The sequence below is a fragment of the Neisseria sp. P0022.S009 genome, from assembly GCF_051956675.1.
In the GTDB taxonomy this organism is placed as follows: domain Bacteria; phylum Pseudomonadota; class Gammaproteobacteria; order Burkholderiales; family Neisseriaceae; genus Neisseria.
The window spans coordinates 286,473-310,011 of record NZ_JBQCXE010000001.1 but is presented as its reverse complement, the minus strand read 5'-3'; the positions used below and the strand labels follow the sequence as shown (position 1 = coordinate 310,011).

Genomic DNA, 23,539 nt, shown 5'->3' with positions numbered 1-23,539 from the left:
GAACGCCATGCAAGGGATACGCCCGAAAAACTTCAGGCTGCCTGAATCATCGGGCAGCCTGAAAAAAGGGTCAACTGAAACGCGGCCTTATTCGCTCAAGAGCGCAATGTCGGCAACTGCGTTCATTTGTTCTGCCAAGCGGTTCAACAGGTTCAAACGGTTTTGCTTCACGGCGGCATCTTCAGCCATTACCATCACGCCGTCGAAGAATGCATCGACTTGCGGTTTGACGGAAGCCAGCTCGGACAAAGCAGTTTGGAAATTGCCTTCGGCAACGGCGGCAGAGATTTTCGGCTGCAAACCTTGAGCAGCGGCGTACAAGGCTTTTTCTTCGTCCTGTTGCAGCAGGCTTTCGTTAACCGCGCCCAACTCGGCATCGGCTTTTTTCAGCAGGTTTTGTACGCGTTTGTTGGCAGCGGCGAGCGCGGCAGCTTCGGGCAACTGTTTGAACGCGGCAACGGCCTGCAGTTTGGCCACTACGTCGTCCAAACGGCGCGGCTGTTTCGCCAATACGGCGGCAACGATGTCTTGCGGATAATCGTTTTGCAGCAACACGGCCAAACGCGCCTGCATGAAGTCGGCGGTTTCAGACGGCGTTTTCTCGTTGAGCAAACCTTGCGGGAAGCTGTCAAAGGCCGTCTGAATCAGTTCGTTTACGTCCAAACCGTATTGCATCAGCATACGCAAAATACCCAATGCGGAGCGGCGCAGGGCGTATGGGTCTTTGTCGCCGGTCGGAATCAGGCCGACACCCCAAATGCCGACCAAGGTTTCCAGTTTGTCGGCCAAAGCAACGGCGGTTGCCACTTTGCCCTCTGGCAGGTTGTCGCCGGCAAAGCGCGGTTGGTAGTGTTGCTCGATGGCTTCGGCGATTTCTTCGGTTTCACCGTCCAAGCGGGCGTAGTATTTGCCCATCGTGCCTTGCAATTCGGGGAACTCGCCGACCATTTCGGTCACCAAGTCTGCTTTGGCCAAACGTGCGGCGCGCTCGGCTGCGGCAGCATCCGCGCCCAACGCTTTGGCGATATGGGCGGCAATGCTTTGCAGACGCTCGATACGCTCGGCTTGCGAACCGATTTTGTTGTGGTAAACCACGCTGGACAATTTCGGCAGGCGGCTTTCCAAAGTCGCTTTTTGGTCTTGTTTGTAGAAGAACTCGGCATCAGACAGGCGCGCGCGCAAGACGCGTTCGTTGCCTTGGATGATGTGTGACGGGTCTTCGGTTTGCAGGTTGGACACCAGCAGGAAGCGGTTCATCAGCTTGCCATTCTGGTCGAGCAGCGGGAAGTATTTTTGGTTTTGCTGCATGGTCAGAATCAGGCATTCTTGAGGCACGGCGAGGAAGTGTTCTTCAAAACCGGCTTCCAATACCACAGGCCATTCGACCAATGCGGTCACTTCGTCCAACAAGGCTTCATCGGCGGCAACGGTCGCGTTCAGACGGCCTGCCTGCTCGTTCAAGGCCGTCTGAATGGCGGCTTTGCGTTCGGCAAACGATGCTTCTACTTTGCCTTGCTCGCGCATTTGTGCGGCGTAGCTGTCGGCGTTTTCGATGGCGATTTCGCCGCTGGAGAGGAAGCGGTGACCCAGTGTTTTGTTGCCGCTTTGCAGGCCCAAAACGCTGACGTTTACGATGTCGCCGCCGTGCAGCACGATCAGGCTGTGTACAGGGCGAACGAAGGTAAATGTGCTGCTGCCCCAACGCATGACTTTAGGAATCGGCAGTTTTTTCACTGCGGCATTGATGATGTCTTCCAAAAGTTCGCCCAATGATTTGCCGGTTTGGACGTACTCGTAGGCGTACACGTCTTGCTTGCCGTCGTGGACGATGGTCAGGTCTTCGATTTTCGCACCCGCACCGCGCGCAAAACCTTCCAAAGCCTTAGTCGGCGCACCATCTTTCATAGCATTCGCCACGGCCGGGCCTTTTTTCACGATTTTTTGATCGGCTTGAACGGCCTTCACGTTGTTGACTTGAACGGCCAAACGGCGCGGAGAAGCATAGGCAGTGTATTCAGCTGCGCCGTCAATCAGTTGCGCTTTTTCCAAGCCTTCGGCAACAGAAGCGGCAAAATGGTTGCCCAGATTATTGAGGGCTTTGGGCGGGAGTTCTTCAGTGAGAAGTTCGATTAAAAGGGTTTGGGTTGTCATGTGCTTATCGTTAAATAGGAAATTGGTTTGGCGTCTGAATACAGCATCATGCGGTTTTCAGACGCAAGGTTAATTGAATTGACAGCGATTTTATCATTTTCAGACGGCCTGTGGCTGTCTTTCACAAACAATTTGCCCGATTTTCAAGCAACTTCGTCCGCAACGGCTTCAATGTGCGGCACGGATATACGGCAAACCGCTGGTTTCGTCGTATTCGGGAATGTCGCCTCCAGCAAACAGCGCACCGGCCAAACGTACAGCCGCGTCGGTAACGGCAGGAGAAATCATAAAGCCGTGGCGGAACAGACCGTTGACTTCAATCAGGTGGCGTTCGCGGTTGAAGCGGATTTCGGGGTTGTGGTGGTTTAAAGTCGGGCGCAGGCCGGTAGCCAGTTCCAAAAGATTTGCCTCGCCAAATGCCGGATGCACGGCGTACAGCGCGGACAAAAGTTCCAAACCGGAACGCACGCTGGCCGGCGCTTGGCTTTCGCTTTCGATTTGGGTCGCACCAATCACAAAAATATGGTTTTCCTTCGGCGCGATATACAAAGGATAGCGCGGATGCAGCAGGCGCACGGGGCGGGACAGCTCAATTTCGGGTGCGTAAACGCGCGCCACTTCGCCACGAACGCCGCGTAAAACGCTTTCAGACGGCCTGTTCCACGCGCTCTTTGCACCATAACCGCGGCAATCGATGACCCAATCGTATTGCACCGCCAAATCTTCGACTTCGCGTTCGCACGACCAATGACACGCCACATTCATCGATGCCAAAGCATCGGCAAGCGCATTCAATACCTGCCGTCCGTCCAACTGCCCTTCTGTCGGCAGATACAGGCCGTCTGAAAACCGTCCTGCCAGTTGCGGCTCGTTTGCTGCGATTTCATCCGCGTTCCAACGTATGGTTTCATGTTCCGCCACGCCGCCGCGCTTCAAATGACGGGCGAACTCGGCAGAAAGCGGCTTGTCCTGCGTGTGCCAGACAATCAGGCTACCGTTTTCCTGCATCATCACCGGCGTATTCAGACGGCCGACAATCGCACGCCAAAGCGCGATGCTTTGTTTGCCCAAACGGATGACTTCGGGCGTTGCCTCCACCGCTTCGGCAGACGGCGCCAACATGGCCGCGGCAACATAAGCGGCGGCTTGCGCGCCGTTGCGTTCGCCTTTCTCAAACAACTCTACCGCCACGCCCTGCTCCGCCAATTGGAACGCAATAAGGCGACCGGAAAGGCCGCCGCCGAGTACAGCAATCTTAGACATTAGTTTCTCCTTGTTTTTAATATGAAAATGAACTGCATATTTTAGAACTTGTTTTGCTTTATCACAATATCGACACAAAATGAGAACAGTTTTTGCAGATCATGTTCGGGCTGAATCAGTAATACGTAAACAAAAATCTTCCCTCAAGCTGCCAATCAGCTTTTATAAAAATATCTTCCTTACATAAAACCTACTATTTAGAGTGAGTTTGTCGTGGCAGTAAATTGTGTTGCCGTGCAGGCTTTGACGCTGAATACGTCCGCCTGTTTATCCGAACTTCACTTCTACTCCGAATACTTCCTGCCACAGTTTTCGCACATTGCCGTAATGGGTCAGCAATTCTTCCGTCACTTCGGTTTTTTTGGCATCGCGCAGTTTGGTGTTGTGTTGCTGCTGGCGATAGAAGCGGTAGGCGGTGCGGCTTTGTTCGGCGAGGGTTTTGTCGATGAGGCCGCAGTCGGCAGCGATGTTCAACAGGGCAATGTTTCCGTAGTTATCGAGGAGTTGCGGATACTGGCGGGCATGGGCAAGGATGAGGTATTGGACGATAAATTCGACGTCGACCACGCCGCCACGTGCGTATTTGACGTTGCTGTCAACCGGCGGGTGGGTGGGGAACATTTTTTCGCGCATCTCGATAATTTCGCCTGCCAAGGCGGTTTGGTCGCGTTCGGCGGTGAGGATTTCGGTGCGGATGCGGTCGAAGGCCGTCTGAATTTCGGGTGTGCCGCAGATGAAACGGGCGCGGGTGAGGGACTGGTGTTCCCATGTCCATGCGTTTTCGCGCTGGTATTTTTCGAAGGCGGCGATGCTGTGGGCGAGGAAGCCGGCGTCGCCGTTGGGGCGCAGGCGCAGGTCGGTTTCGTAGAGGCTGCCTGCGCCGGTGGCGGCGGAAAGCCAGTTGGTCAGGCGGCGGGCAAGGCGGCTGTACACGTCGCCTGCATCAGGATGCGGGTCGTCGTAAAGATAGACCAAGTCGAGGTCGGAGGAATAGCTGAGCTCTTTACCGCCCAGTTTGCCGTAGCCGATGATGGCAAATTGCGGCGTGTCGCGGTGTTTTTTGGGCATATCCGCCCACGCGCACTGCACGGCGGCGGCGAGGATGGTGTCGGCAAGGGCGGAGAGCTGGTCGGAAAGTGATTCTACCGTCCACAATCCGGCAAGGTCCTGAACGGCGAGGCGGAAGACTTGGGCGTGTTGGAAATGGCGCAATGTGTCCATTTGCGCTTCAGTATCGCCGCCGCAGGCTTTGAGGTCGTTTGAAAGTGCGGCGGCAAGGGCCGGCCAGTCGAACGCGGTATCCAAAAGCTGGGCGCTGATAAGTTCGTCCAGTAGAATCGGATATTTGCTCAGATATGCCGCCACCCATGAGCTCTGGCTCATGATTTGTGCCAGATGCGCCAAGGTTTGCGGATGTTCGTTGAGGAAGGCGAGATAGGCGGAGCGGCGGCTGATGTTTTCGAGGAAGTCAAACAGCCGCATTAATGTGTCGGTCGGATTGGGTTGCTCGGCCGCCGCCTGTACCAATAACGGCACAATCGCGTCAAAACGCGGCTGGGCGTGTGCGGAGAGGTGACGGTATTTATGGCCGTTGCGGATTTGGTCGAGCCGCGTGGCGATGGTTTCGGCATCAAACCCATATTCTTTCAGACGGCCTAGCCGTTCTTCTTCGTCAGGTTTTTCCTGCCATACCCATTGCCATTCGCTGTTGCTTTGCGTTTGTTCTTCGGGTTCGCTCAAGATTTCGTTGAACAACTGATTGACCTTGTTCCGATGAACATTGAGGCCGTCTGAAAAAGCGGCATAACTGTCGAAACCCATGCTTTCGGCGAGCAGTTGCTGCTGTTCGGGCGAGGTCGGTAGGGTTTGGGTTTGCTGGTCGTCCCAGTATTGTAGGCGGTGTTCGACATCGCGCAGGAATCGGTAGGCAGCCAGCAGGGTTTCGACGTTTTCAGACGGCATGATGCCCAGCTCGGCAAGTTTCTTCAGCGTTTCCTGCGTGCCTTTCAGTTGCAGCGCACGCATTTGGCCGCCGCGTATCATTTGGAAAATCTGGGCGATAAATTCGACTTCTCGAATACCGCCCGCACCGAGTTTGATATTGTCCGCCATGCCTTTTTTGCTGACTTCGCTGCGGATTTGGCGGTGCAGGTTGCGCATTGCCTCATACGCGCTGTAATCCAGATATTTGCGGAATACGAAGGGGCGCACCAGCGATTTGATGTCGTTCAGATACGGTGTAACCACGCGGCCTTTGCACCACGCGTAGCGTTCCCATTCACGCCCCTGCGTAATCAGGTATTGCTCCAACGCAGTTTCGCTCAATACCAGCGCGCCCGAATCGCCGTCCGGCCGCAGCCGCATATCGACGCGGAACACCTGCCCGTCGGCGGTAATGTCGTTCAACAATGCAATCAGTTTCTGCCCGACTTTGGTGAAAAACTCCTGATTGCCCCGTTCGCGCCTGCCGTCGGTGTCGCCCGATTCGGGATAGATGAAAATCAAATCGATGTCGGAAGACACATTCAACTCATAGCCGCCCGCCTTACCCATCGCCACCACGCTCAAATGCTGCGGCGATTTCGTATAACGCCCGATCGGCGTACCGTACATATCCCGATAATAGGCGTAGGAAAAGTTCAACGCGGTATTGACGGCAAAATCGGCAAACAGCGTAATTGTGCGGGTTACTTCGTTCAAATCACTGATGCGGTTGATATCGCGCACGATAATCTGCGACACGACATAACGGCGCAACTCGCGCAACTGCCGCGCTAATTCTTCCTCGTTTTCTTCCGCACGGATTTTGTCCCAATCGGCAAAAGCTTGAAAATCAGCTTCGGTCAACGCCTTGTCCAGCATAGGCAGGAAAATTTCGGGCTTGAGTTTGCCGGAATCAAGATTACGGGCGAGAAAAAGGGAATAACGGCGGGCAGTATCAAGGCGGTTCATAATCTTTGCCTGAATAAACAGAAAAGACCATCATAGCAAGCTTTCAGGCCGTCTGAAAGCCACGCTTTCCCCTATCCGTGCAATCGGCTAAAATACCAACTTTGCAACCCATCATAAGGAAACCGCCATGACCCGTATGGTTCACTGCGTCAAACTCGGCAAAGAAGCCGAAGGCATGAAATTTCCGCCGCTGCCCAACGAACTGGGCAAACGCATCTTCGAAAACGTTTCCAAAGAAGCATGGATGGCTTGGACCCGCCACCAAACCATGCTGATCAACGAAAACCGTCTAAGCCTTGCCGATCCGCGCGCACGCGAATACCTCGCCCAGCAGATGGAACAATACTTCTTCGGCGACGGAGCAGATGCCGTACAAGGCTACGTTCCGCAAGAGCCTAAATAAGCATTGAAAAGCCAAGGCCGTCTGAAACCCGATTTTCAGACGGCCTTTAAAATTCCCGATTGCCCCGCATATTAGGCAAATAGAACAGATAAATCATACAAACCCATGATTTTCTGTTAAAATCCAAATTTCATTCATTTTCAATCCACACTGGAGCAAACGCCATGCAAAACGACGTTTACGACTATACCTCGCAAGGCTCGGTTGCCAAAAATACCGTCCTGCAAAAAACCTACCGCCTGCTCGGCCTGTCTTTCATTCCTGCCATTGCCGGCGCGTTCTTTTCCGCCAAAACAGGCTTTAACATTTTCGCCATGTTCGGTTCATACTGGGTTGCCCTGGCCGCCTTCTTCGGCTTCTTCTACGGCATGACCTTCCTGATCGAGAAAAACCGTTACAGCAACGTCGGCGTCGCCCTGTTGATGATCTTCACTTTCGGCATGGGCCTTGCCATCAGCCCTATGCTGCAATACGCCCTGGCGATTAACAACGGCGCGCAAATCGTCGGTACGGCCGCCGCCATGACCGCCGGCGTATTCTTCACCATGTCCGCCATGGCACGCCGCACCACAATGAACATGAACAAACTCGGCAGCTTCCTCGGTGCCGGCGCCATCGTGCTCATGATTGCCGTTGTGGCCAACATCTTCCTCAACATCCCTGCCCTGAGCCTGACCATCGCGGCCGGCTTCGTTGTCTTCAGTTCCCTGATGATTATGTGGCAGGTGCGTACCGTCATCGACGGCGGCGAAGACAGCCACATCAGCGCAGCGCTGACCATCTTCATCTCCATCTACAACATTTTCAGCAGCCTCTTGAGAATCCTCATCTCTCTCAGCGGTGACGACTGATCAAGCCGCAAAGGCCGTCTGAAATTCAGACGGCCTTTTTTGATTTTTGACATCACCGGCAAACTCCCCTATCCTGAACGCCACACAACCCCCATTCCCAACCCAAAATGACCACGACCACTCCGCGCCGTGCCGTGTACGCAGGCAGCTTCGACCCACCCACCCTCGGCCACCTGTGGATGATACAGGAAGCCCAATCCCTCTTTGACGAACTCATCGTCGCCATCGGCACCAATCCCGAAAAGCGCAGTACCTACACCATAGAAGAACGCCGCGCCATGCTCGATGCCATTACCCACTCTTTCCCCAACGTCCGCATCAGCGTGTTTGAAAACCGCTTTTTGGTCGATTACGCCCGCGAAGCTAAAGCCAATTTTATCGTCCGCGGCATCCGTTCCGCCGCCGACTACGAATACGAACGCTCGATGCGCTACATCAACAGCGACATCGCCCCCGAAATCTCCACCGTCTTCCTGATGCCGCCGCGCGAAATCGCCGAAGTATCCTCCACCATGGTCAAAGGCCTGGTCGGCCCCCAAGGCTGGCGCGACATGATAGGCCGCTACCTCCCCGACCCCGTCTATCAAAAAATCCTGCAAGACCACGAAACAAACACATAAAACAAAGGCCGTCCGAACATTTCAGACGGCCTTCCAAATTTCATTGATTATTGACGGGCAGACATCACCGCCTGCAGGTTTTGTTTTAACATTTCCATATCCAACCAACCGGCGTTAATAAACAACATCAAAATCACCGTACCCACGCACAACATGCCGATACCATACAACACATAACCCACTAAAACACGGCCTACCGTCACATTCCCCATCCACATCAAACCGCGTACCTGCACCACAAACACCCAAGCCTGCCACAACAGCGCAAACACAGCCAACGCCGGCACATACAACACCAGCAACAGCGGCAGCAGCAAAGCCTCAGACACCAAAATAAAGCCCCACAAAGGCAGCCGGGGCGCACCGTAATAATGCAGCACCTTGCGCATCGAGCGGCTCAACACCAACCATTTCACCATCACCAAAATCACCGACAGGCACACCGCTGCCGCGCCGCTGCCAAACAAAGGCGACATGTTGGCCGCGTTCACCACGCCCAACAGCAGCAACACCGCCGCCATCACCAAAGGCGAATACAAATACGTCTCCGGCGAACGATAGCGCAAACGCAAAACATCCCACATATCACGAACAAACACATACAGCATGGCATAAATCCAAAGCAAAAAAGCCGATTGTATCTTAGGCCGTCTGAAAATCAAACCGGCAAACCCCAAAACCGCCAATTAAAACGAAAAATAATTCAATACAAAACAAAATCTTAATTTACCGCCTCAAAAATAAAGCCTACAAACGCTTGCACAAGGCAACGAAATTTGGTTTAATTCACATCTCGCAACGAAATACGCGAAGGCCAGATAGCTCAGTTGGTAGAGCAACGGATTGAAAATCCGTGTGTCGGCGGTTCGATTCCGCCTCTGGCCACCACCAACCGCATTGAAGCGGTTATTTTTTTATCTATATGATTTGCACGCCATACTTAGCGCAAATCCCGTTCTAAACCATGCGTCCCGATTTCCACACAAGGCCGTCTGAAAAATTTCAGACGGCCGTTGTTCATGTTGGCATGGTATAAAAATCCGTTTTACCGCCCCATTCCGACAGAATACGGCGCCTCCATCCAAATCGGCTGAAACTTACGCGAACATACTGAATATGAATAAAGTTCAAGGCCGGTCGGTTTACTATATAATACCGTCCAAACCAACCATAACTTACTCATTGCAGGGAAGATAATGAAAAAAGTGCTGATTGTGCATTACTCGCAAACGGGGCAGCTCTCCAACCTGGCGCGAAATTTTGCCGCGCCGTTGCAAACAGCCGGCATACAGGTCGATTGTGTCAATATCGTACCGGAGCAGGCGTTTCCGTTTCCGTGGCCGTTTTGGCGTTTTTTCGATACCTTTCCGGAAACCGTCCATTTAAAACCCACCCCGATTCTGCCGCCGCAAATCCCATCCGAAGATTACGATGTGGTGGTCATTGCCTACACCGTTTGGTTCCTCTCTCCTTCGCAACCGATGACCGCCTTTTTGCAACGCGAAGAAACGCGCCGCCTGCTGGACGGCAAACCGGTCATCACGCTTATCGGCTGCCGCAATATGTGGCTGGGCGCGCAGGAAAAAATGAAATCTTTGCTGAAACAAAACGGCGCCAAACTCATCGGCAACATCGTAAAAATCGATGCCTGCAACAGCGCGGCAAGTTTCATTACCACGCCCGCATGGATGCTGACCGGCGACAAACGCTATTTCCGCTCCCTGCCCTCCGCCGGCATTGCTGAAGAAGAATTGGCGGATGCGGCGCGGTTTGGTGCGAAATTACGCGATACGCTGTTAAACCAACAGCCTTTGGACGAAACCCTGTTTCAAAACATGGGCGCAGTGACGGTTAATGAAAAACTGATTTTCAGCGAACGCGCTGCCGGCCGCAGCTTCTTCGTCTGGGGCAGGCTTTTGATGGCGGCAGGCAGGATTTCTCCGCTTTTGCGCCGTGCCTTGCTGTGCTTTTACATCGTCTTTTTATTGGCGATGATTTTGGTGGTTTTGCCTGTCAGCGTGATTTTGAAAAAGCTGCTGCATCCGCTGCTTAAAGGCCGTCTGAAAAAGCTGGCGGACTATTATGCGCAACCGTCAGGCAGATAATAATTTTCAGACGGCCTCAAACCAGGAACCCATCATGCCCGAAGTTATCCACTATCCCGAACGCCGTCGCTTTCAAATCGATATTGACGGTTTGGAAGCAGGCTATATCAGCTATACCGAACACACCGGCGGCTGGGACGTAAACCATACCGAGGTCTCGCCCAACTTCCGTCATCGCGGCATTGCCAAACTGCTGGTGGACGCGCTGATGGAATACGCCGAAGCACACCACATCCCGTTGACTGCAAGCTGCGACTACGCGGCGCGGTTTATCGGTTGATTATTTTGACAAACACATCATGACATCGAATAACACACTCAAAGACGTTTATCTCAACCGCGTTTCTGCCTTTTTACCCAATGCTCCCGTCGGCAATGACGAAATGGAAGCCGTCCTCGGCATGGCAGGCGATGTGCCTTCACGCGTGCGCCGCATGATTTTGCGTTCCAACGGCATTTTGTCGCGACATTACGCCATCGACCCCGAAAGCCGCCGTACGACGCACACCAATGCCGAATTGGCCGCCGAAGCGGTCAACGGCCTGTTTGCCCAAGGCGTTCCTGCAAAAGCCATCGGCAGCCTGGCTTGCGCCACTTCCTATCCCGACCAAACCATGCCAGGACACGGCGTGATGGTGCATGGCTTGCTGGATATGCCGCCTTGCGAAGTGTTCAGCATGGCAGGCGTATGCGCGGCTGGTATGGCGGCAATGAAACACGCCTACAATGCCGTGCGTACCGGCGAACACGCACATGCGGTTTCCGTTGCTTCCGAAAACGCCTCGGCGGTCATGCGCGGCGAAGTATTTCAAAGTGAAACCGACCATAAAAAACTGGAAAACGCGTCCCCCGAAATCGGGTTTGAAAAAGACTTTTTGCGCTGGATGCTGTCTGACGGCGCAGGCGCGGTGCATCTGTCCGACCGTCCCAATTCAGACGGCCTCAGCCTGAAAATCCATTGGATAGACCTGCTTTCCTACGCCAACGAAATGCCGCCCTGCATGTATGCCGGCGCAGAATTCCGCGACGGCGTATTTGAAGGCTGGAAACACGCCGATGCCGATTACGGCCGCCGCCACAGCCTGATGGCGGTCAAGCAGGACGTCAAACTGCTAAACGAAAACATCGTCCGCTATACGGTGGAAAAACCCCTCTCCCAAATCGCCTCCAAACACGGCATCCGCGCCGAAGAAATCGATTGGTTCCTGCCCCACTACTCTTCCGGCTTTTTCCGCGACCGCCTTTCAGACGGCCTGAAAAACATCGGCTTCGACATTCCGCAGGAAAAATGGTTTACCAATCTGCAAAGCAAGGGCAACACGGGGTCGGCCTCGATTTACATCATCCTTGAAGAATTTATGCGCACTTTCCCCATCGAACACGGCCAAAAAATCCTGTGTTACGTTCCGGAAAGCGGCCGTTTTTCAACATGTTTCATGCTTTTGGAAGCAGTAAAGGCCGTCTGAATGAAGATTGACGACATCCCTCAAGACAACAGCGCCAGCTACCACGGCCACCGCAAAGTCATCTACGGCACCCGCGACGGCCACTACGAAGCGGCCACCAGCAACGGTTGGCAGGACGAAGCCTACGCCACCGAAATGGCAGTGTGCGAACTCGATGCCCAAACGCAGGCCGCGCGCGAAGCCGTCGAAAAAGGCGAATATTCGCCGCTGTACTACCATATGTTCCGCTGCCGTTATGATGAAACCGGCTTGGCCATGGCGGCAGGCGTATGGAAATGGCAGCTGCGTCGGCATTTCCGTCCCGAAGTGTTCGCCAAACTACCGGCCAAAACCCTGCAAAAATACGCCGATGCCTGCCAAATCAGCATAGACGGCCTCAAACAAACCGATATTTAAAGCCCCTCATGATTACCCTGCATTCGCTCGACCAATCCCGCGCCCTGCGCATTGTTTGGCTGCTTGAAATCCTCGGTACGCCCTACCGCCTGCAAACCTACCGCCGCCATCCCGACACTTTGCTCGCTCCTGACGAACTCAAAGCCATCCATCCCTTGGGCAAATCGCCTTTATTGGATGATGACGGTTTTATCTTGGCGGAAAGCGGCGCGATTACAGACTATCTGATTCAAACCTACGGCAACGGCCATCTAATGCCCGAACGCGGCAGCCGCGAATACTGGCAATATCAACGCTGGCTGCATTATGCCGAAGGTTCGCTGATGCCGTTATTACTGCTCGGACTGGTGTTCCGCCGGATTGAAAGCGCGCCCATGCCGTTTTTCGTCAAACCGATTGCCCGCAAAATCAGCGGCAGCGTCAAAAGCAGCTTTATCCATCCGCAAGCCGCGCTGCATCTTGCCCACATCGACAGCGAGTTGGAAAACCGCGAATGGTTGGTCGGCAACAGCCTCAGCGGTGCCGACATCATGATGAGCTATCCGCTGCAAGCCGCGGCCGACCGCTTCGATTTCGCCGACTACCCCAATATCCGCGCCTATTTGCAACGCATCGAAGCGCATGAAGCCTACCGCCGCGCCGTTGAAAAAGCAGGTTCGCCTTTATTGAAACTCGACAAATAAAACAAGGCCGTCTGAAACGTTTTCAGACGGCCTGAAACCTTGGTTCACTTATCGAATAGCTTTGCGGCAAACGGCGTTTTTACCCAAGCGCCGCCTGAACGCTTTGTTCCCCCTCGCCGTTCCACTATAATGGCAACCCATATCCTTCTAAAAAATAACACCATGCCAACCGACAACCGCCCGACTCTTGCCATCGACACCAGCACATCCTTTCTGTCCATCGCATTGGAACATCAAGGCGAAATCCGCCTGTTTCACGAAAACGTCGGCACCAAGCAATCCGAACAAATCCTGCCGCAAATCGAACACCTCTTTAAAGAAGCGGGCATCACGGCCGCCGATTTGGGCTGCATCGTTTATGCACAAGGCCCCGGCGCATTTACCGGCCTGCGTATCGGCGCGGCGGTTGCACAAGGTTTGGCCACGCCGTTTGACACGCCCATGATCGGCATTCCCTGCCTCGATGCCGCCGCTTCGCTGCTGCCGCCATCAAGCTGCATCCTGGCGGCCACCGATGCGCGTATGGGCGAAGTGTTCTACGCATGGTTTGATACGCAAAACCACGTCCGTTTGAGCGATTACACAGTTGGCAAAGCCGCCGCCATTACCGCGCCCGAGGGCAAAACGCCTAGCGGCGGCATCGGCAATGCCTTTGCCCTCGCCGACAAACCGCCTTTTGACGGTCAGGCCGATATGCCGACTGCCGCCGACTATCTTAAACTTGCCCGCAGCGGCCGCTATGTTGCCACCGATGCGGTGCATGCCGAGCTGCTCTACGTCCGCAATAAAATTGCCCTGACCGCGCAAGAGCAAGCCCAACAAAAGGCCAAACCGTGAACCTGCGCCCAGCCGTACTTGCCGACTGCCCCACCCTTGCCGCCATCGATGCACAAGGCAATCCTTCGCCGTGGACGGCGGAACAGTTTGAATCAGCGGCTCAACACCATCCCGACAGCGTTTGGCTCAGCCAGACCGACCACCAAATTACCGGCTTTATCGTGTGGCAAACCGTGTTTGACGAATCCGAACTGCACCTGATTGCCGTCGCGCCCGAATACCGCCGCCAAGGCATTGCGTCCACCCTGCTGCAACACTGGCAAAACACAGTGCAACAGCAAGGCGCAACCCGATTACTGCTGGAAGTCCGCGCAAGCAATGAAACCGCACAACAGCTCTACCGCAAACACGGCTTCCAAACCTGCGGCCACCGCAAAAACTACTACGCCCTGCCCGACGGTGGCAGCGAAGATGCCGTATTGATGGAGAAATCATGTTAAGCAGCCGCTACCTGCACCTGCACGAAGCCTTGGGCTTGGGCCCGATGTGGCTGAACCAAAACGCTAAAATCATCCATGCCGCGCCCCAAGCCGCAGCCGCGCCCGTCCGCCCCAAAACCATTGCCGCCGATACCGCGCAAGCCGTGCGCACTTTATCCGCAGGCGCCCATCAGGCACGCACCGCCGCCATTGCCACTGCGCAAACGGCCAAACCTGCTGTCCGCGTTCCCGAAGCGGCGCCCAAGGCCATGGCCGAAACACCGGCAAAAACAGAAAAAGCCGCGCATTCAGACAATCTGCCCCGCCTTGACGTAACCATCAGGCCGTCTGAAATCATGGTGGTCAGCATTTGTCCGTCCACCGAAGACAGCCTGCACGGTACGCTGTTTAGCGGAGACGTCGGCACGCTTCTCGACAACATCCTCGCCGCCATCGGCCTCAAGCCCGAGCAGGCGCACAAAACCGCATGGGTCAAAACCGCGCCCGTGTTCACCGCCCTACCCGATACCGAACACATCCGCGCCGAGCTTGCCGAAATGCAAAACGAGCTGACCGCCTCGCAAGCGCGCGCAGTATTGTTTCTCGGCAAAATCTTCGACAGCCCCGACATGATCGGGTTGATGAACGAATTGTGCGCAGAGCGGCCGCATTTCGTCATTCCCCACCCCGCCCGCCTGCTGATGCAGCCGCAACTCAAAGCGCAAGCATGGCAAATCTTAAAGCCATTAAAACAGCTTTTGGCCAAGGCCGTCTGAACATTCTGTTTAACCTGAAATCAGGTTTTCCACCAATAAAAAAGGGCGTGTTCGACACGCCCTAATATTTTTCAATATTCCGCCGAATGCCAGAAAGGCTGACCCACCGTCGGCGTACTGGCGCGCGCTTTCTCACGCGCCTCCACAGGTTCCGCCTCATAGGCCAGACGGCCCGACTCGACCGCAAGCGCAAAAGCGCGTGCCATATTGACCGGATCGCCGCTACGGGAAACGGCAGTATTCAGCAACACGCCGTCAAAGCCCCATTCCATCACTTGCGCCGCCTGCGAAGGCAAACCCAAACCGGCATCAATAATCAGCGGCGTGTCGGGCAGACGTTCGCGCAGGACTTTCAGCGCATAAGCATGAACCGCGCCCAAACCCGTGCCAATCGGCGCCGCCCACGGCATCAACGCCTGACAGCCAGCGTCAAGCAGGCGGCGGCAGGCAATCAGGTCTTCAGTGCAATAAGGCAGCACTTTGAAGCCGTCTTTAATCAGGATTTCCGCCGCTTCGACAAGTTGGAACATATCCGGCTGCAACGTATCATCATCGCCGATAAGTTCGAGCTTGATCCAATCGGTATCAAACACTTCGCGCGCCATTTGCGCAGTAGTCACGGCTTCCTTCACACTTTGACAGCCTGCGGTATTGGGCAACACAGGCACACCCATTTCTTCCAACAACGACCAAAAACCCTGCCCATGCGCTTCGCCGCCGCTACCGGCACGGCGCAATGAAACGGTAATCATCGCCGGTTGCGCGATTTGGACAGACTGCTTGAGGATTTCCGGCGTCGGATAAGCAGCCGTACCGAGCAGCAGCCGTGAAGAGAAAGTTTCTCCGTATAGGGTAAACATGATGGATTCCTTTGTAATATTATTTTTGGGGCAATAGCCTTCTGAAAAATCGGTTTAGATAGTTTCCAAATAGTTTTCAAGTCCTTCGGCGACCTTAGTCGGAATAAACTCGGTAATCGTGTATTTCGCTACGCCTTCTCGGTGAAACGGGTCTTCTGCAATTAACTTTTCCACCTGTTCCCTGCCTGATGCTTTCATCAGGATAACGCCGCCCGTCCGCGGCTGTTTGCGTCCAGACATAACAAATACACCTGCTTGATAATACCGTTCGAGATACGCAATATGCTCGGACAGGTAGGTTTCAACCGCAGCCAAGTCTTTAATATATTCCAACGATACGATAAACATCTCTTTTCCTTTTCTCAGCATTAAACCAATAGCGCAGCTATACGCGCAGTAAAACCGCTTATCCACCGACTACCGGGCGCACAATGTCCACTTTATCGTTTTCGTTTAAAACCGTTTCCGCATACGCGCCTTTGGCGACAAACTGGGTATTGACGGCAACGGCAAACGGTTTTTGCGGCGCGGTTTGGGCGATAAGGTCGGCAACGGTTGTGCCGTTTAATGTGATGGTTTCATTGTTCAATATAATCTTCATGATGTTTGCTCCTCTTGTCAGACTTCTTATTTTCAGACGGCCTTATTGGTCCCACAAAGCCTGAAACGCTTTAACCACGGCTTCGGGATTTTCCGCTTCGGTAACGGCGCGGACGACGGCGAGGGAGGAAACGCCGGTGGCAAGTACGGCTTCGGCATTGTTCAAATCGATGCCGCCGATGGCAACGACGGGCGTGCCGCGTGCCTGTCTGACGTATTCGCGCAGTTTGTCCAAACCTTGCGGGGCGGTCGGCATTTGTTTGGTCGTGGTCGGGAAAATTGCACCGCTGGCGACATAGCTGGGGTGTACGGACAGGGCGCGGTCGAGTTCGGCGACGGAGTGCGTACTCAAACCCAAGCGCAAACCGGCGGCTTCAATCGCGGCAAGGTCGGCAGTGTCCATGTCTTCCTGCCCGAGATGCACGCCGTATGCGCCTACTTCTATCGCTTCGCGCCAGTGGTCGTTGATGAAAAGCTGGGTTGCGCTGTTTTGACAGGCGGCGACGCAACGTTCGATTTCACGTTTTAATTCGTCGCCATGCAAAGTTTTGCAACGCAGTTGCACCGTGTCGGCACCTGCTTTGACCATGCGCTCGACCCAGTCGGCGGTGGGAACGACGGCGTAAAATTTCAGGGGGGATTTGAGTGGCGGGAAATTCATGGCGGCTCCGAATCGGACAAATTGTTGTCATGTTATCAGAAAGGCCGTCTGAATAATATTTGTTTTCAGACGGCCTTATCAAATGATTTTAAACAATCAAGAAGGATGTTACAAACCCACCCTTTTGCTGATTGGGATAAAGGTTGTTACAACAAAAACAATGTGGCCAGTCCCAAGAAAATCAGGAAGCCGCCGGAGTCGGTAACTGCGGTAATCAGCACCGAGCTGCCCAATGCAGGGTCGCGTCCGGCTTTTTCCATAATGACGGGAATGAGGACGCCGACGGTTGCGGCCAGCAAAAGGTTCAAGGTCATCGCGGCCACCATGACCAAACCGATGCCGATGTTGCCGTAGAGCAGCCATGAAATCACGCCCATCACGGTGCCCCAAATAATGCCGTTGACGAGGGCGACGCCGACTTCTTTTTTCAGCAGGCGGCCTGCCTGCGTGCTGGTCATTTGTCCCATTGCCATGGCGCGGACAATCATGGTGATGGTTTGGTTGCCGGAGTTGCCGCCGATGCCGGCGACGATGGGCATCAGCGCGGCCAGTGCGACGATTTTCTCGATACTGCCTTCAAATGCGCCAATCACGCGGCTGGCGATAAAGGCGGTACACAGGTTGATGGCAAGCCACATCCAGCGGTTCTTCACCGAGTCCCAAATCGGGGCGAACAAGTCTTCTTCTTCTTGCAAACCGGCCATGTTAAACATGTCGGCTTCAGACTCTTCACGGATCACGTCCACCATTTCGTCAATGGTGATTCTGCCGATCAGCTTTTTGTTTTCATCGACAACCGGCGCGGTGACCAAGTCATAACGTTCAAACGCCTGCGCCGCTTCTTCCACGTCGTCTTCGGGACGGAAGCGCACGACATCGGTGGCCATCACGTCCGCCACCATGTCTTCGGGGTCGGCGACCAAGAGTTTGCGGATGGGCAGCACGCCTTGCAACACGTCGTTTTCATCAACCACGAAAATCTTGTCGGTATGGTCGGGCAGGCTGTCGAAACGGCGCAAGTAGCGCAATACGACTTCACACGTCACATCGGCGCGGATGCTGACCAATTCAAAGTCCATAATTGCGCCGACTTGGTTGTCTTCGTAAGACATCGCCGCTTTGACCTGCTCGCGTTCTTCTTCATCACGCGTTTGCAGCGCTTCGTACACCACTTGGTGCGGCAAGTCGTCTGCCAGCTCTGCCAATTCGTCTGCGTCCAAATCATCGACGGCGGCCAACAGCTCGTCTTTGTCCATGGACTCGATCAGCGTTTCGCGTACGGCGTCGGATACTTCCAGCAACACTTCGCCGTCGTCTTCCGGGGCGACCAAAAGCCAAACGATGTTACGCTCGCGCGGCGGCAGGGATTCCAAGACGGCGGCCACGTCGGCAGGGTGCAATTCGGCCAAGAGGACAGTCAGCTCGGTGAACTTGTCGCGCAGGCTTTCGTCTTCAATCGGCACGCCTGCTTCGATTTGTTCAAAGGACGGCTCGAGGATTTCGCATAAGGCGTGGATGCGGTCGATATCGTCAGAAATACGATCGTCAGAAATACGGTCTTCCACCGCTTCATTGTCGGGGGTATGGTCGAGATTCGGAGGGGTTTGTTCGATGCTCATAAATGCTCCGCCCGCCGGACGCGGGGAGGCATTTCGGCGGGATGATTATGGTTGTTGTGTGTCTGATGGGAAGTTCAAAGGCGAACTGGGAAGGTCCATAATTCGAGCCTGCTGAGAGGCGCAGAGTTGTAAACGGTGTATATTCTACTCTTTTTTAGGCCGTTTTACCATTTTTAACGGGAAAGGCCGTCTGAAACCGGGTGATAGCGACACCCCTTTTTTCAGACGGCCTGATGATTTGATTTTATTTGTTTCGCCTGCCGAACGCTTCCCTGACCACGTCCAACCAAGCTCTTAAGGCCGGCGTCGGGCGTTGGTGTTTTTTCCATGCCATGGTGAGCTGCCAGCGGATTTCGGGTTCGACCAAAGGAATGGCGGCAAAGACATCGGGATTGATTTTTCGGGCATAGTATTCGGGCAGCAGGGCAATGCCCATATTGTGCGCCACCATGTCGGCAACCAAATTCCATTGTCCGGTACGGCAGACAACATTGGGCGTAAAACCTTGATTGCGGCAGGCCGTCTGAATGGTTTCGTTGAGGGAAAAGCCGGCGCCGAACAGAATGAAGGGCTCGTGTTGCAGGCTTTTGAGCATCAGCGCATCGTGTCTCGCCCGATTTTTCGGCATCAAGACCACCAGCGGATAGTCGCACAACGTGATGCTGTCGAAGTCTTCGTGAACCGGCGCGAGCAGCTGTCCGGCATCGAGTTCGTTGTTGCGCAAGGATTGCTCGATGGCGAGCGAGCCTTGTTCCAAAAACGACAATTCAATGTCCGGCCATTTTTGGTGGAAATCAAACAGCGCATGACTGAGCAAATCGCTGCCAAACAAGGCCAAACCCAAACGCAGCGTCCCGCTTTTGACATGGCGGTAATCGTCAATGTGGGCCAGCAGCAAATCACGTTCGTGTAAAAGGTTTAACGCGTGGCGATAGACTTCTTCGCCGATTGCGGTCGGCTGCACCTGCCGCTTTTTGCGTCCGTTTTCTTTGCATAAAAGCGGTACGCCCAATTCTTCTTCCAAAGCCTGAATGATTTTGCTGACCGTCGGCTGCGTCAAATTCAACGCGGAAGCCGTGGCCGAAAAACTTTGTAGGCGGATGAGTTCGGCAAAACAATACAGGCTTTTGAAGTCCATTATTCCTCTAAGGCATGATTATTCGTTTAATAATTCATATTATGCAGAAACCAGGTTTCTATAATCAAGCCTTTCATTCAACACACACCCATATCATGGATTCCCTCACCAGATTTTTTCAGACGGCCTTGCAGCTTGCCATCATCGGCGCAGTATGGGGCGTCTCCGACCTTATCGTCCGCTTCACGCATCTGCCTATTTCTTCAGGCGTATTGGGCTTGTTCCTCATGCTCGCCCTTTTGGGGCTCGGCATCATCCGCCCGGGCATGGTTGACCGCGGCGCCAAATGGGCATTGGGCGAACTCGTCTTTTTCTTCATCCCCATCATGGTTTCCGTCTTGCAATATCAAGACCTGCTGATGTCCGAAGGTTGGCAGCTGATTTTGACCATCGCCGTCGGCACTGCGCTCGTGATGATCAGCACCGCCCTGACCCTCGATTTCTGCTACCGCTGGAAACGCCGCCTCTACAAAAAACTCCACTCCTAAAAATAGAGAATAAAAATGGACTATACTGCCCTCGCCTGCTTCATCTGGACTTGCTTTGCCTATGTCGTTGCCAAAAAAATCCACCGCAAAAAACCCTTAATGATTTTCTCCCCCGTCGTTACCGTCTCCGTCAGCACCATCCTCCTGCTGCTGGCATTCGGCGTCAATTACGACACCTACCACAAATATACCCAAGGCATCGTCTTCCTGCTCACTCCGGTTACCGTTGCCTTTGCCGTCCCCATTTATGAAAACCGCGAAGTCATCCGCCGCCAACTGCCCATCCTCTCCATCGCCATTATGGTGGGCATGTTTGTCGGCGTAGTCAGCGCATTCCTCATGAGCCATATGTTCCACTTCAACAACGAAGTAACCAACAGCCTGATGGCGCGTTCCATCTCAACGCCGTTTGCCGTCGTCCTCGCCAGCGAAATCCACGGCTCCGCCTCGCTCGTTTCCCTGTTCACCATCATCACCGGCTTTGTCGGCATGATATTCGGCGACCTGTTTTTGGCCTTCACCCGCATCCGTTTCCGTACCGCCAACGGCGTAGCATTCGGCAATGCCGCCCACGGCTTCGGCACATCGCGCGCCGGACAACGCCACGAAACCGAAGGCGTCATGGCCAGCCTGACCATGATTTTGGCCGGACTATTTATGGTATTGTTTGGCCCGACCATGGTGCATTTGGTAATTTGGATGATGAGTTAGGCTTCGTCCTGATGACCATACACAAAAAGGCCGTCTGAAACATATATTAGTTTCAGACGGCCTTTTATATTATGAAACGATTACAGTTTGAAAATAGAAGCCTCTGCTAAATCATGAATGGTATCCAACGCAGATGAACCTATACCATTGCTTGAATAGGTCGCATTGTCTGAGGAAAGACCGGCAGAAGAATCAAGAGGATCAGCCTCACCAAACGCACGGCTCAAAAGTTCATCGCCATCGAAAGCTTTGGATTCCAATATCGGCTTCGCGGCCGGCTGTGCAGGCTCAAAACCTTCCCACTCACGCGGATCAAGGCGGATGATATGGTCATCATCATAGCCGTCATTAGGACCTTTGCCTTCTCCTGAAAAAGTACCGTCCCACTCGCGCGGATCGAGGCGGATAACAAAATCTTCAGAATCACTTTCTTTACTTGGTTGATGTACTTTAGCCATGAAGTTCTCCTTAACAAATAAACGGATACTGTACCTAATGCCTCATAAAAGGCATTGCGGACTCTATTCTAGAACAAAGAAAACAGCGGGCAAAGATTGAAGGGAACAACGGTTTATTAACACGATAATCGGATTTAAATCTTTTTAAAACAAATAGATATAATTTATACATCATACCCGATCATCCATAATTAAAAATCTTGCCCATGCCGTCCACCAAGATGATCCCCCCCTTCCGTCCCCTTGCTATGCGGTAAAAAGGCCGTCTGAAAAATGACTTTCAGACGGCCCTTTCATTTGCTCAAGCCTTATTCTTTAGGCAGGCGCAGGACGGAGACGATGAATCCGCCCCAAATGACGATCAATGCGACAAGCATCATAATAATGGCTGAAGTACTCATTATTCGTCTCCTTCACGTTCGTGTTCATGTTCGTCTTTGACGTTGAAGCCCTGACCGTGTTTCCACGGCAAGAATGACAGCAAGACCGACAATACAAGGATGGCGCCCACCATGCCCCAGCCGAAGATATTGAGGAAGCTGTCAGGATAGCCGCTGTAATTCTCTTTTAAGAGGCCGGCAGTATCCTGATAAAGCATATAGCCGAGCATAGCAACGGTAACCACCACGCTGGCGGTCCACACTTTGCCGACACGGATGGAAGACAGCGCGTTCAAGTGGTTGCGCAGTTCCGGCAGCTTGTTCAACAAGACAATCGCCAAAACGTAAACAAAACCGGAAGCCACAATGCCATAAGTATTGATGAATTTGTCCAATACGTCCAACACAGGCAGGCCGGTGGTCGTACCGAACAGCAAGGTGGAAATAATCGCCATTGGCACGCCTGCAATCAGCGTTGCGCTGACACGGCCGATGTTCATTTTGTCTTGAATTGCGGCCACAATCACTTCAACGATGGAAATCATGGAAGTCACACCAGCAAACACCAGCGAGCCGAAGAACAACACGCCGATCAACGCGCCCATCGGCGCTTGGTTGATGATGGTCGGGAACGCGATAAACGCCAAACCGATACCGTTGGATGCCACTTCGCTGACTTCTTTGCCTGCGGCTTGAGCCATAAAGCCCAATGCGGCAAATACGCCGATACCGGCGAGCAACTCAAAGCTGCTGTTGGCAAAGCCGACAACCAAGCCGGTGCCGCCCAAGTCGGTTTTTTTCTTCAGGTAAGAAGAATAAGTAATCATGATGCCGAAGCAGATGGAGAGCGAGAAGAAGATCTGGCCATATGCGGCTACCCAGACTTTCGGATCCGCCAAGCGGCTCCAGTCAGGCGTAAACAAAGCGTCCAAACCTTTTGCCGCACCCGGCAGGGTCAGCGCAATGCCCACCATGATGACAAACATTACCACCAACAAAGGCATGAAGAATGTGGACGCACCGGCCACACCTTTTTGCACGCCCAAAGCCATAATCGCCAGCGTAAACACCCACACGGCAATCAGCGGACCGGCAACTTTACCGACAAAATCCAAGCCCAAGTCTTTGGCATCGGCCATTTGCAGGAAGTCTTTGAAGAAGAATGCCTGCGGATCCGCACCCCATGCCGAAGTCAAAGAATAATAGGCATAGCTTGCCGCCCAACCGACAATCACGGCATAGTAGATACAGATAATGACGTTGGTCAGGAAGTTCCACCAACCCACCGGCTCAAACCAACGGCCGAGGCGGCGGAAGGCCAAAGGAGGCGAACCGCGGTAACGGTGGCCGATGGCGTAGTCGAGCAGCAACAGCGGAATACCTGCCGTCAACAGCGCAACCAAGTAAGGGAGGACGAAAGCACCGCCGCCGTTGTCGAAGGCGATGTAAGGGAAACGCCAAATGTTGCCTAAGCCCACGGCCGAGCCGATGGCGGCAAACATAAAGGCACGGCGACTGCTAAACGTCGCGCGTTCGCTGGATTGAGAATTTGACACAATGAACCTCTTAAAAATCGAGTGTCGTCAAGGCCTCCCGGCCTTGCGCGTATATATTTAGAAATCAGGTCGGACAAACCGGCCGGTTAAAATAGATATTCGGACAAGGATAATATCCGGCATTTAAAGAATGCACCGCTTATGGC

Annotated in this window: 26 protein-coding genes and 1 tRNA gene; 14 read left to right on the top strand and 13 right to left on the bottom strand. The window is 53.8% G+C overall.

The genetic code is table 11. The annotated features are described in order from the left end of the window. Positions 1-87: 87 nt before the first annotated feature. The 3 genes from glyS to glnE all read right to left on the bottom strand — a co-directional run bounded on the left by glyS (position 88) and on the right by glnE (position 6,366). Positions 88-2,151 carry a glycine--tRNA ligase subunit beta gene (glyS, locus tag ACTHUG_RS01500; protein ID WP_440385996.1) on the bottom strand — a complete coding sequence of 688 codons (2,064 nt, stop codon included), beginning with the start codon at positions 2,149-2,151 and terminating at the stop codon, positions 88-90. A 168-nt stretch (positions 2,152-2,319) separates the two neighbouring features. Further along, positions 2,320-3,414, bottom strand: a complete 1,095-nt coding sequence (locus tag ACTHUG_RS01495; RefSeq protein ID WP_440385995.1) for an FAD-dependent oxidoreductase — start codon at positions 3,412-3,414, stop codon at positions 2,320-2,322. 267 nt (positions 3,415-3,681) lie between these two features. Beyond that, positions 3,682-6,366 (bottom strand): bifunctional [glutamate--ammonia ligase]-adenylyl-L-tyrosine phosphorylase/[glutamate--ammonia-ligase] adenylyltransferase, encoded by a 2,685-nt coding sequence (gene glnE, locus ACTHUG_RS01490; RefSeq protein WP_440385994.1) that lies wholly within the window; start codon positions 6,364-6,366, stop codon positions 3,682-3,684. Positions 6,367-6,493: 127 nt separating this feature from the next. Between glnE and ACTHUG_RS01485 the strand changes: the two genes are divergently transcribed. The 3 genes from ACTHUG_RS01485 to coaD all read left to right on the top strand — a co-directional run bounded on the left by ACTHUG_RS01485 (position 6,494) and on the right by coaD (position 8,240). Next, positions 6,494-6,769, top strand: coding sequence for an oxidative damage protection protein (locus ACTHUG_RS01485; protein ID WP_440385993.1), 276 nt, complete (start codon positions 6,494-6,496; stop codon positions 6,767-6,769). 164 nt (positions 6,770-6,933) lie between these two features. Continuing rightward, a complete protein-coding gene (locus ACTHUG_RS01480; protein ID WP_070712093.1) occupies positions 6,934-7,620 on the top strand; it encodes a Bax inhibitor-1 family protein in 687 nt (228 codons plus the stop codon). 107 nt (positions 7,621-7,727) lie between these two features. Then, positions 7,728-8,240: a pantetheine-phosphate adenylyltransferase gene (gene coaD / locus ACTHUG_RS01475; protein ID WP_070712092.1), complete on the top strand. Its 513-nt coding sequence runs from the start codon at positions 7,728-7,730 to the stop codon at positions 8,238-8,240. Between the two features lie 47 nt (positions 8,241-8,287). On the opposite strand, the gene ACTHUG_RS01470 is transcribed toward coaD, so the two are convergent. After that, entirely contained in the window at positions 8,288-8,848 is a 561-nt protein-coding gene (locus ACTHUG_RS01470; RefSeq protein ID WP_440386149.1) for a hypothetical protein, read from the bottom strand. Between the two features lie 204 nt (positions 8,849-9,052). Between ACTHUG_RS01470 and ACTHUG_RS01465 the strand changes: the two genes are divergently transcribed. The 9 genes from ACTHUG_RS01465 to ACTHUG_RS01425 all read left to right on the top strand — a co-directional run bounded on the left by ACTHUG_RS01465 (position 9,053) and on the right by ACTHUG_RS01425 (position 14,922). Next, positions 9,053-9,128 (top strand) — tRNA-Phe (locus tag ACTHUG_RS01465). 308 nt (positions 9,129-9,436) lie between these two features. Then, entirely contained in the window at positions 9,437-10,345 is a 909-nt protein-coding gene (locus ACTHUG_RS01460) for a flavodoxin family protein (protein WP_440385992.1), read from the top strand. Between the two features lie 34 nt (positions 10,346-10,379). Then, positions 10,380-10,625, top strand: coding sequence for a GNAT family N-acetyltransferase (locus tag ACTHUG_RS01455; protein WP_440385991.1), 246 nt, complete (start codon positions 10,380-10,382; stop codon positions 10,623-10,625). Between the two features lie 19 nt (positions 10,626-10,644). Next, positions 10,645-11,811 (top strand): beta-ketoacyl-ACP synthase III, encoded by a 1,167-nt coding sequence (locus ACTHUG_RS01450; protein WP_440385990.1) that lies wholly within the window; start codon positions 10,645-10,647, stop codon positions 11,809-11,811. Beyond that, the gene (locus ACTHUG_RS01445) at positions 11,812-12,207 is read left to right on the top strand and encodes a hypothetical protein (RefSeq protein ID WP_049332227.1); all 396 of its coding nucleotides are present in this window, start codon (positions 11,812-11,814) and stop codon (positions 12,205-12,207) included. It abuts the gene before it with no gap. Positions 12,208-12,215: 8 nt separating this feature from the next. Next, positions 12,216-12,890, top strand: coding sequence for a glutathione S-transferase family protein (locus tag ACTHUG_RS01440; RefSeq protein WP_440385989.1), 675 nt, complete (start codon positions 12,216-12,218; stop codon positions 12,888-12,890). A 162-nt stretch (positions 12,891-13,052) separates the two neighbouring features. Further along, positions 13,053-13,727: a tRNA (adenosine(37)-N6)-threonylcarbamoyltransferase complex dimerization subunit type 1 TsaB gene (tsaB, locus tag ACTHUG_RS01435; RefSeq protein WP_440385988.1), complete on the top strand. Its 675-nt coding sequence runs from the start codon at positions 13,053-13,055 to the stop codon at positions 13,725-13,727. After that, the gene (rimI, locus tag ACTHUG_RS01430) at positions 13,724-14,167 is read left to right on the top strand and encodes a ribosomal protein S18-alanine N-acetyltransferase (protein WP_440385987.1); all 444 of its coding nucleotides are present in this window, start codon (positions 13,724-13,726) and stop codon (positions 14,165-14,167) included. The genes tsaB and rimI overlap by 4 nt, the downstream gene beginning before the upstream one ends. Further along, positions 14,161-14,922 carry a uracil-DNA glycosylase family protein gene (locus tag ACTHUG_RS01425; protein ID WP_440385986.1) on the top strand — a complete coding sequence of 254 codons (762 nt, stop codon included), beginning with the start codon at positions 14,161-14,163 and terminating at the stop codon, positions 14,920-14,922. Before rimI ends, ACTHUG_RS01425 begins: the two co-directional genes overlap by 7 nt. Positions 14,923-14,993: 71 nt before the next feature. Here the strand turns inward: ACTHUG_RS01425 and ACTHUG_RS01420 are convergent, their stop codons facing one another. The 6 genes from ACTHUG_RS01420 to ACTHUG_RS01395 all read right to left on the bottom strand — a co-directional run bounded on the left by ACTHUG_RS01420 (position 14,994) and on the right by ACTHUG_RS01395 (position 19,800). Next, a complete protein-coding gene (locus ACTHUG_RS01420) occupies positions 14,994-15,782 on the bottom strand; it encodes a thiazole synthase (protein ID WP_440385985.1) in 789 nt (262 codons plus the stop codon). A gap of 54 nt (positions 15,783-15,836) precedes the next feature. Further along, positions 15,837-16,130, bottom strand: coding sequence for a YciI family protein (locus ACTHUG_RS01415; RefSeq protein WP_063068398.1), 294 nt, complete (start codon positions 16,128-16,130; stop codon positions 15,837-15,839). Between the two features lie 58 nt (positions 16,131-16,188). Beyond that, the gene (gene thiS, locus ACTHUG_RS01410) at positions 16,189-16,383 is read right to left on the bottom strand and encodes a sulfur carrier protein ThiS (RefSeq protein ID WP_204788032.1); all 195 of its coding nucleotides are present in this window, start codon (positions 16,381-16,383) and stop codon (positions 16,189-16,191) included. 42 nt (positions 16,384-16,425) lie between these two features. Further along, complete coding sequence (gene thiE, locus ACTHUG_RS01405) at positions 16,426-17,043, bottom strand: thiamine phosphate synthase (RefSeq protein WP_440385984.1); 618 nt, start codon at positions 17,041-17,043, stop codon at positions 16,426-16,428. Between the two features lie 146 nt (positions 17,044-17,189). Continuing rightward, positions 17,190-18,662 carry a magnesium transporter gene (gene mgtE / locus ACTHUG_RS01400; protein ID WP_440385983.1) on the bottom strand — a complete coding sequence of 491 codons (1,473 nt, stop codon included), beginning with the start codon at positions 18,660-18,662 and terminating at the stop codon, positions 17,190-17,192. A gap of 244 nt (positions 18,663-18,906) precedes the next feature. Further along, positions 18,907-19,800, bottom strand: a complete 894-nt coding sequence (locus ACTHUG_RS01395) for a LysR family transcriptional regulator (RefSeq protein ID WP_440385982.1) — start codon at positions 19,798-19,800, stop codon at positions 18,907-18,909. Positions 19,801-19,814: 14 nt separating this feature from the next. On the opposite strand from ACTHUG_RS01395, the gene ACTHUG_RS01390 reads away from it, so the two are divergent. Next, entirely contained in the window at positions 19,815-20,288 is a 474-nt protein-coding gene (locus ACTHUG_RS01390) for a CidA/LrgA family protein (protein ID WP_003748145.1), read from the top strand. A 15-nt stretch (positions 20,289-20,303) separates the two neighbouring features. Continuing rightward, entirely contained in the window at positions 20,304-20,999 is a 696-nt protein-coding gene (locus tag ACTHUG_RS01385) for an LrgB family protein (protein WP_039861867.1), read from the top strand. Positions 21,000-21,079: 80 nt separating this feature from the next. On the opposite strand, the gene ACTHUG_RS01380 is transcribed toward ACTHUG_RS01385, so the two are convergent. The 3 genes from ACTHUG_RS01380 to ACTHUG_RS01370 form a co-directional block, all read right to left on the bottom strand. Next, positions 21,080-21,457 carry a hypothetical protein gene (locus ACTHUG_RS01380; RefSeq protein ID WP_128582649.1) on the bottom strand — a complete coding sequence of 126 codons (378 nt, stop codon included), beginning with the start codon at positions 21,455-21,457 and terminating at the stop codon, positions 21,080-21,082. 308 nt (positions 21,458-21,765) lie between these two features. Continuing rightward, the gene (locus ACTHUG_RS01375; RefSeq protein ID WP_036472778.1) at positions 21,766-21,858 is read right to left on the bottom strand and encodes a methionine/alanine import family NSS transporter small subunit; all 93 of its coding nucleotides are present in this window, start codon (positions 21,856-21,858) and stop codon (positions 21,766-21,768) included. Next, entirely contained in the window at positions 21,858-23,393 is a 1,536-nt protein-coding gene (locus tag ACTHUG_RS01370) for a sodium-dependent transporter (protein ID WP_128582648.1), read from the bottom strand. Before ACTHUG_RS01370 ends, ACTHUG_RS01375 begins: the two co-directional genes overlap by 1 nt. Positions 23,394-23,539: the final 146 nt, after the last annotated feature.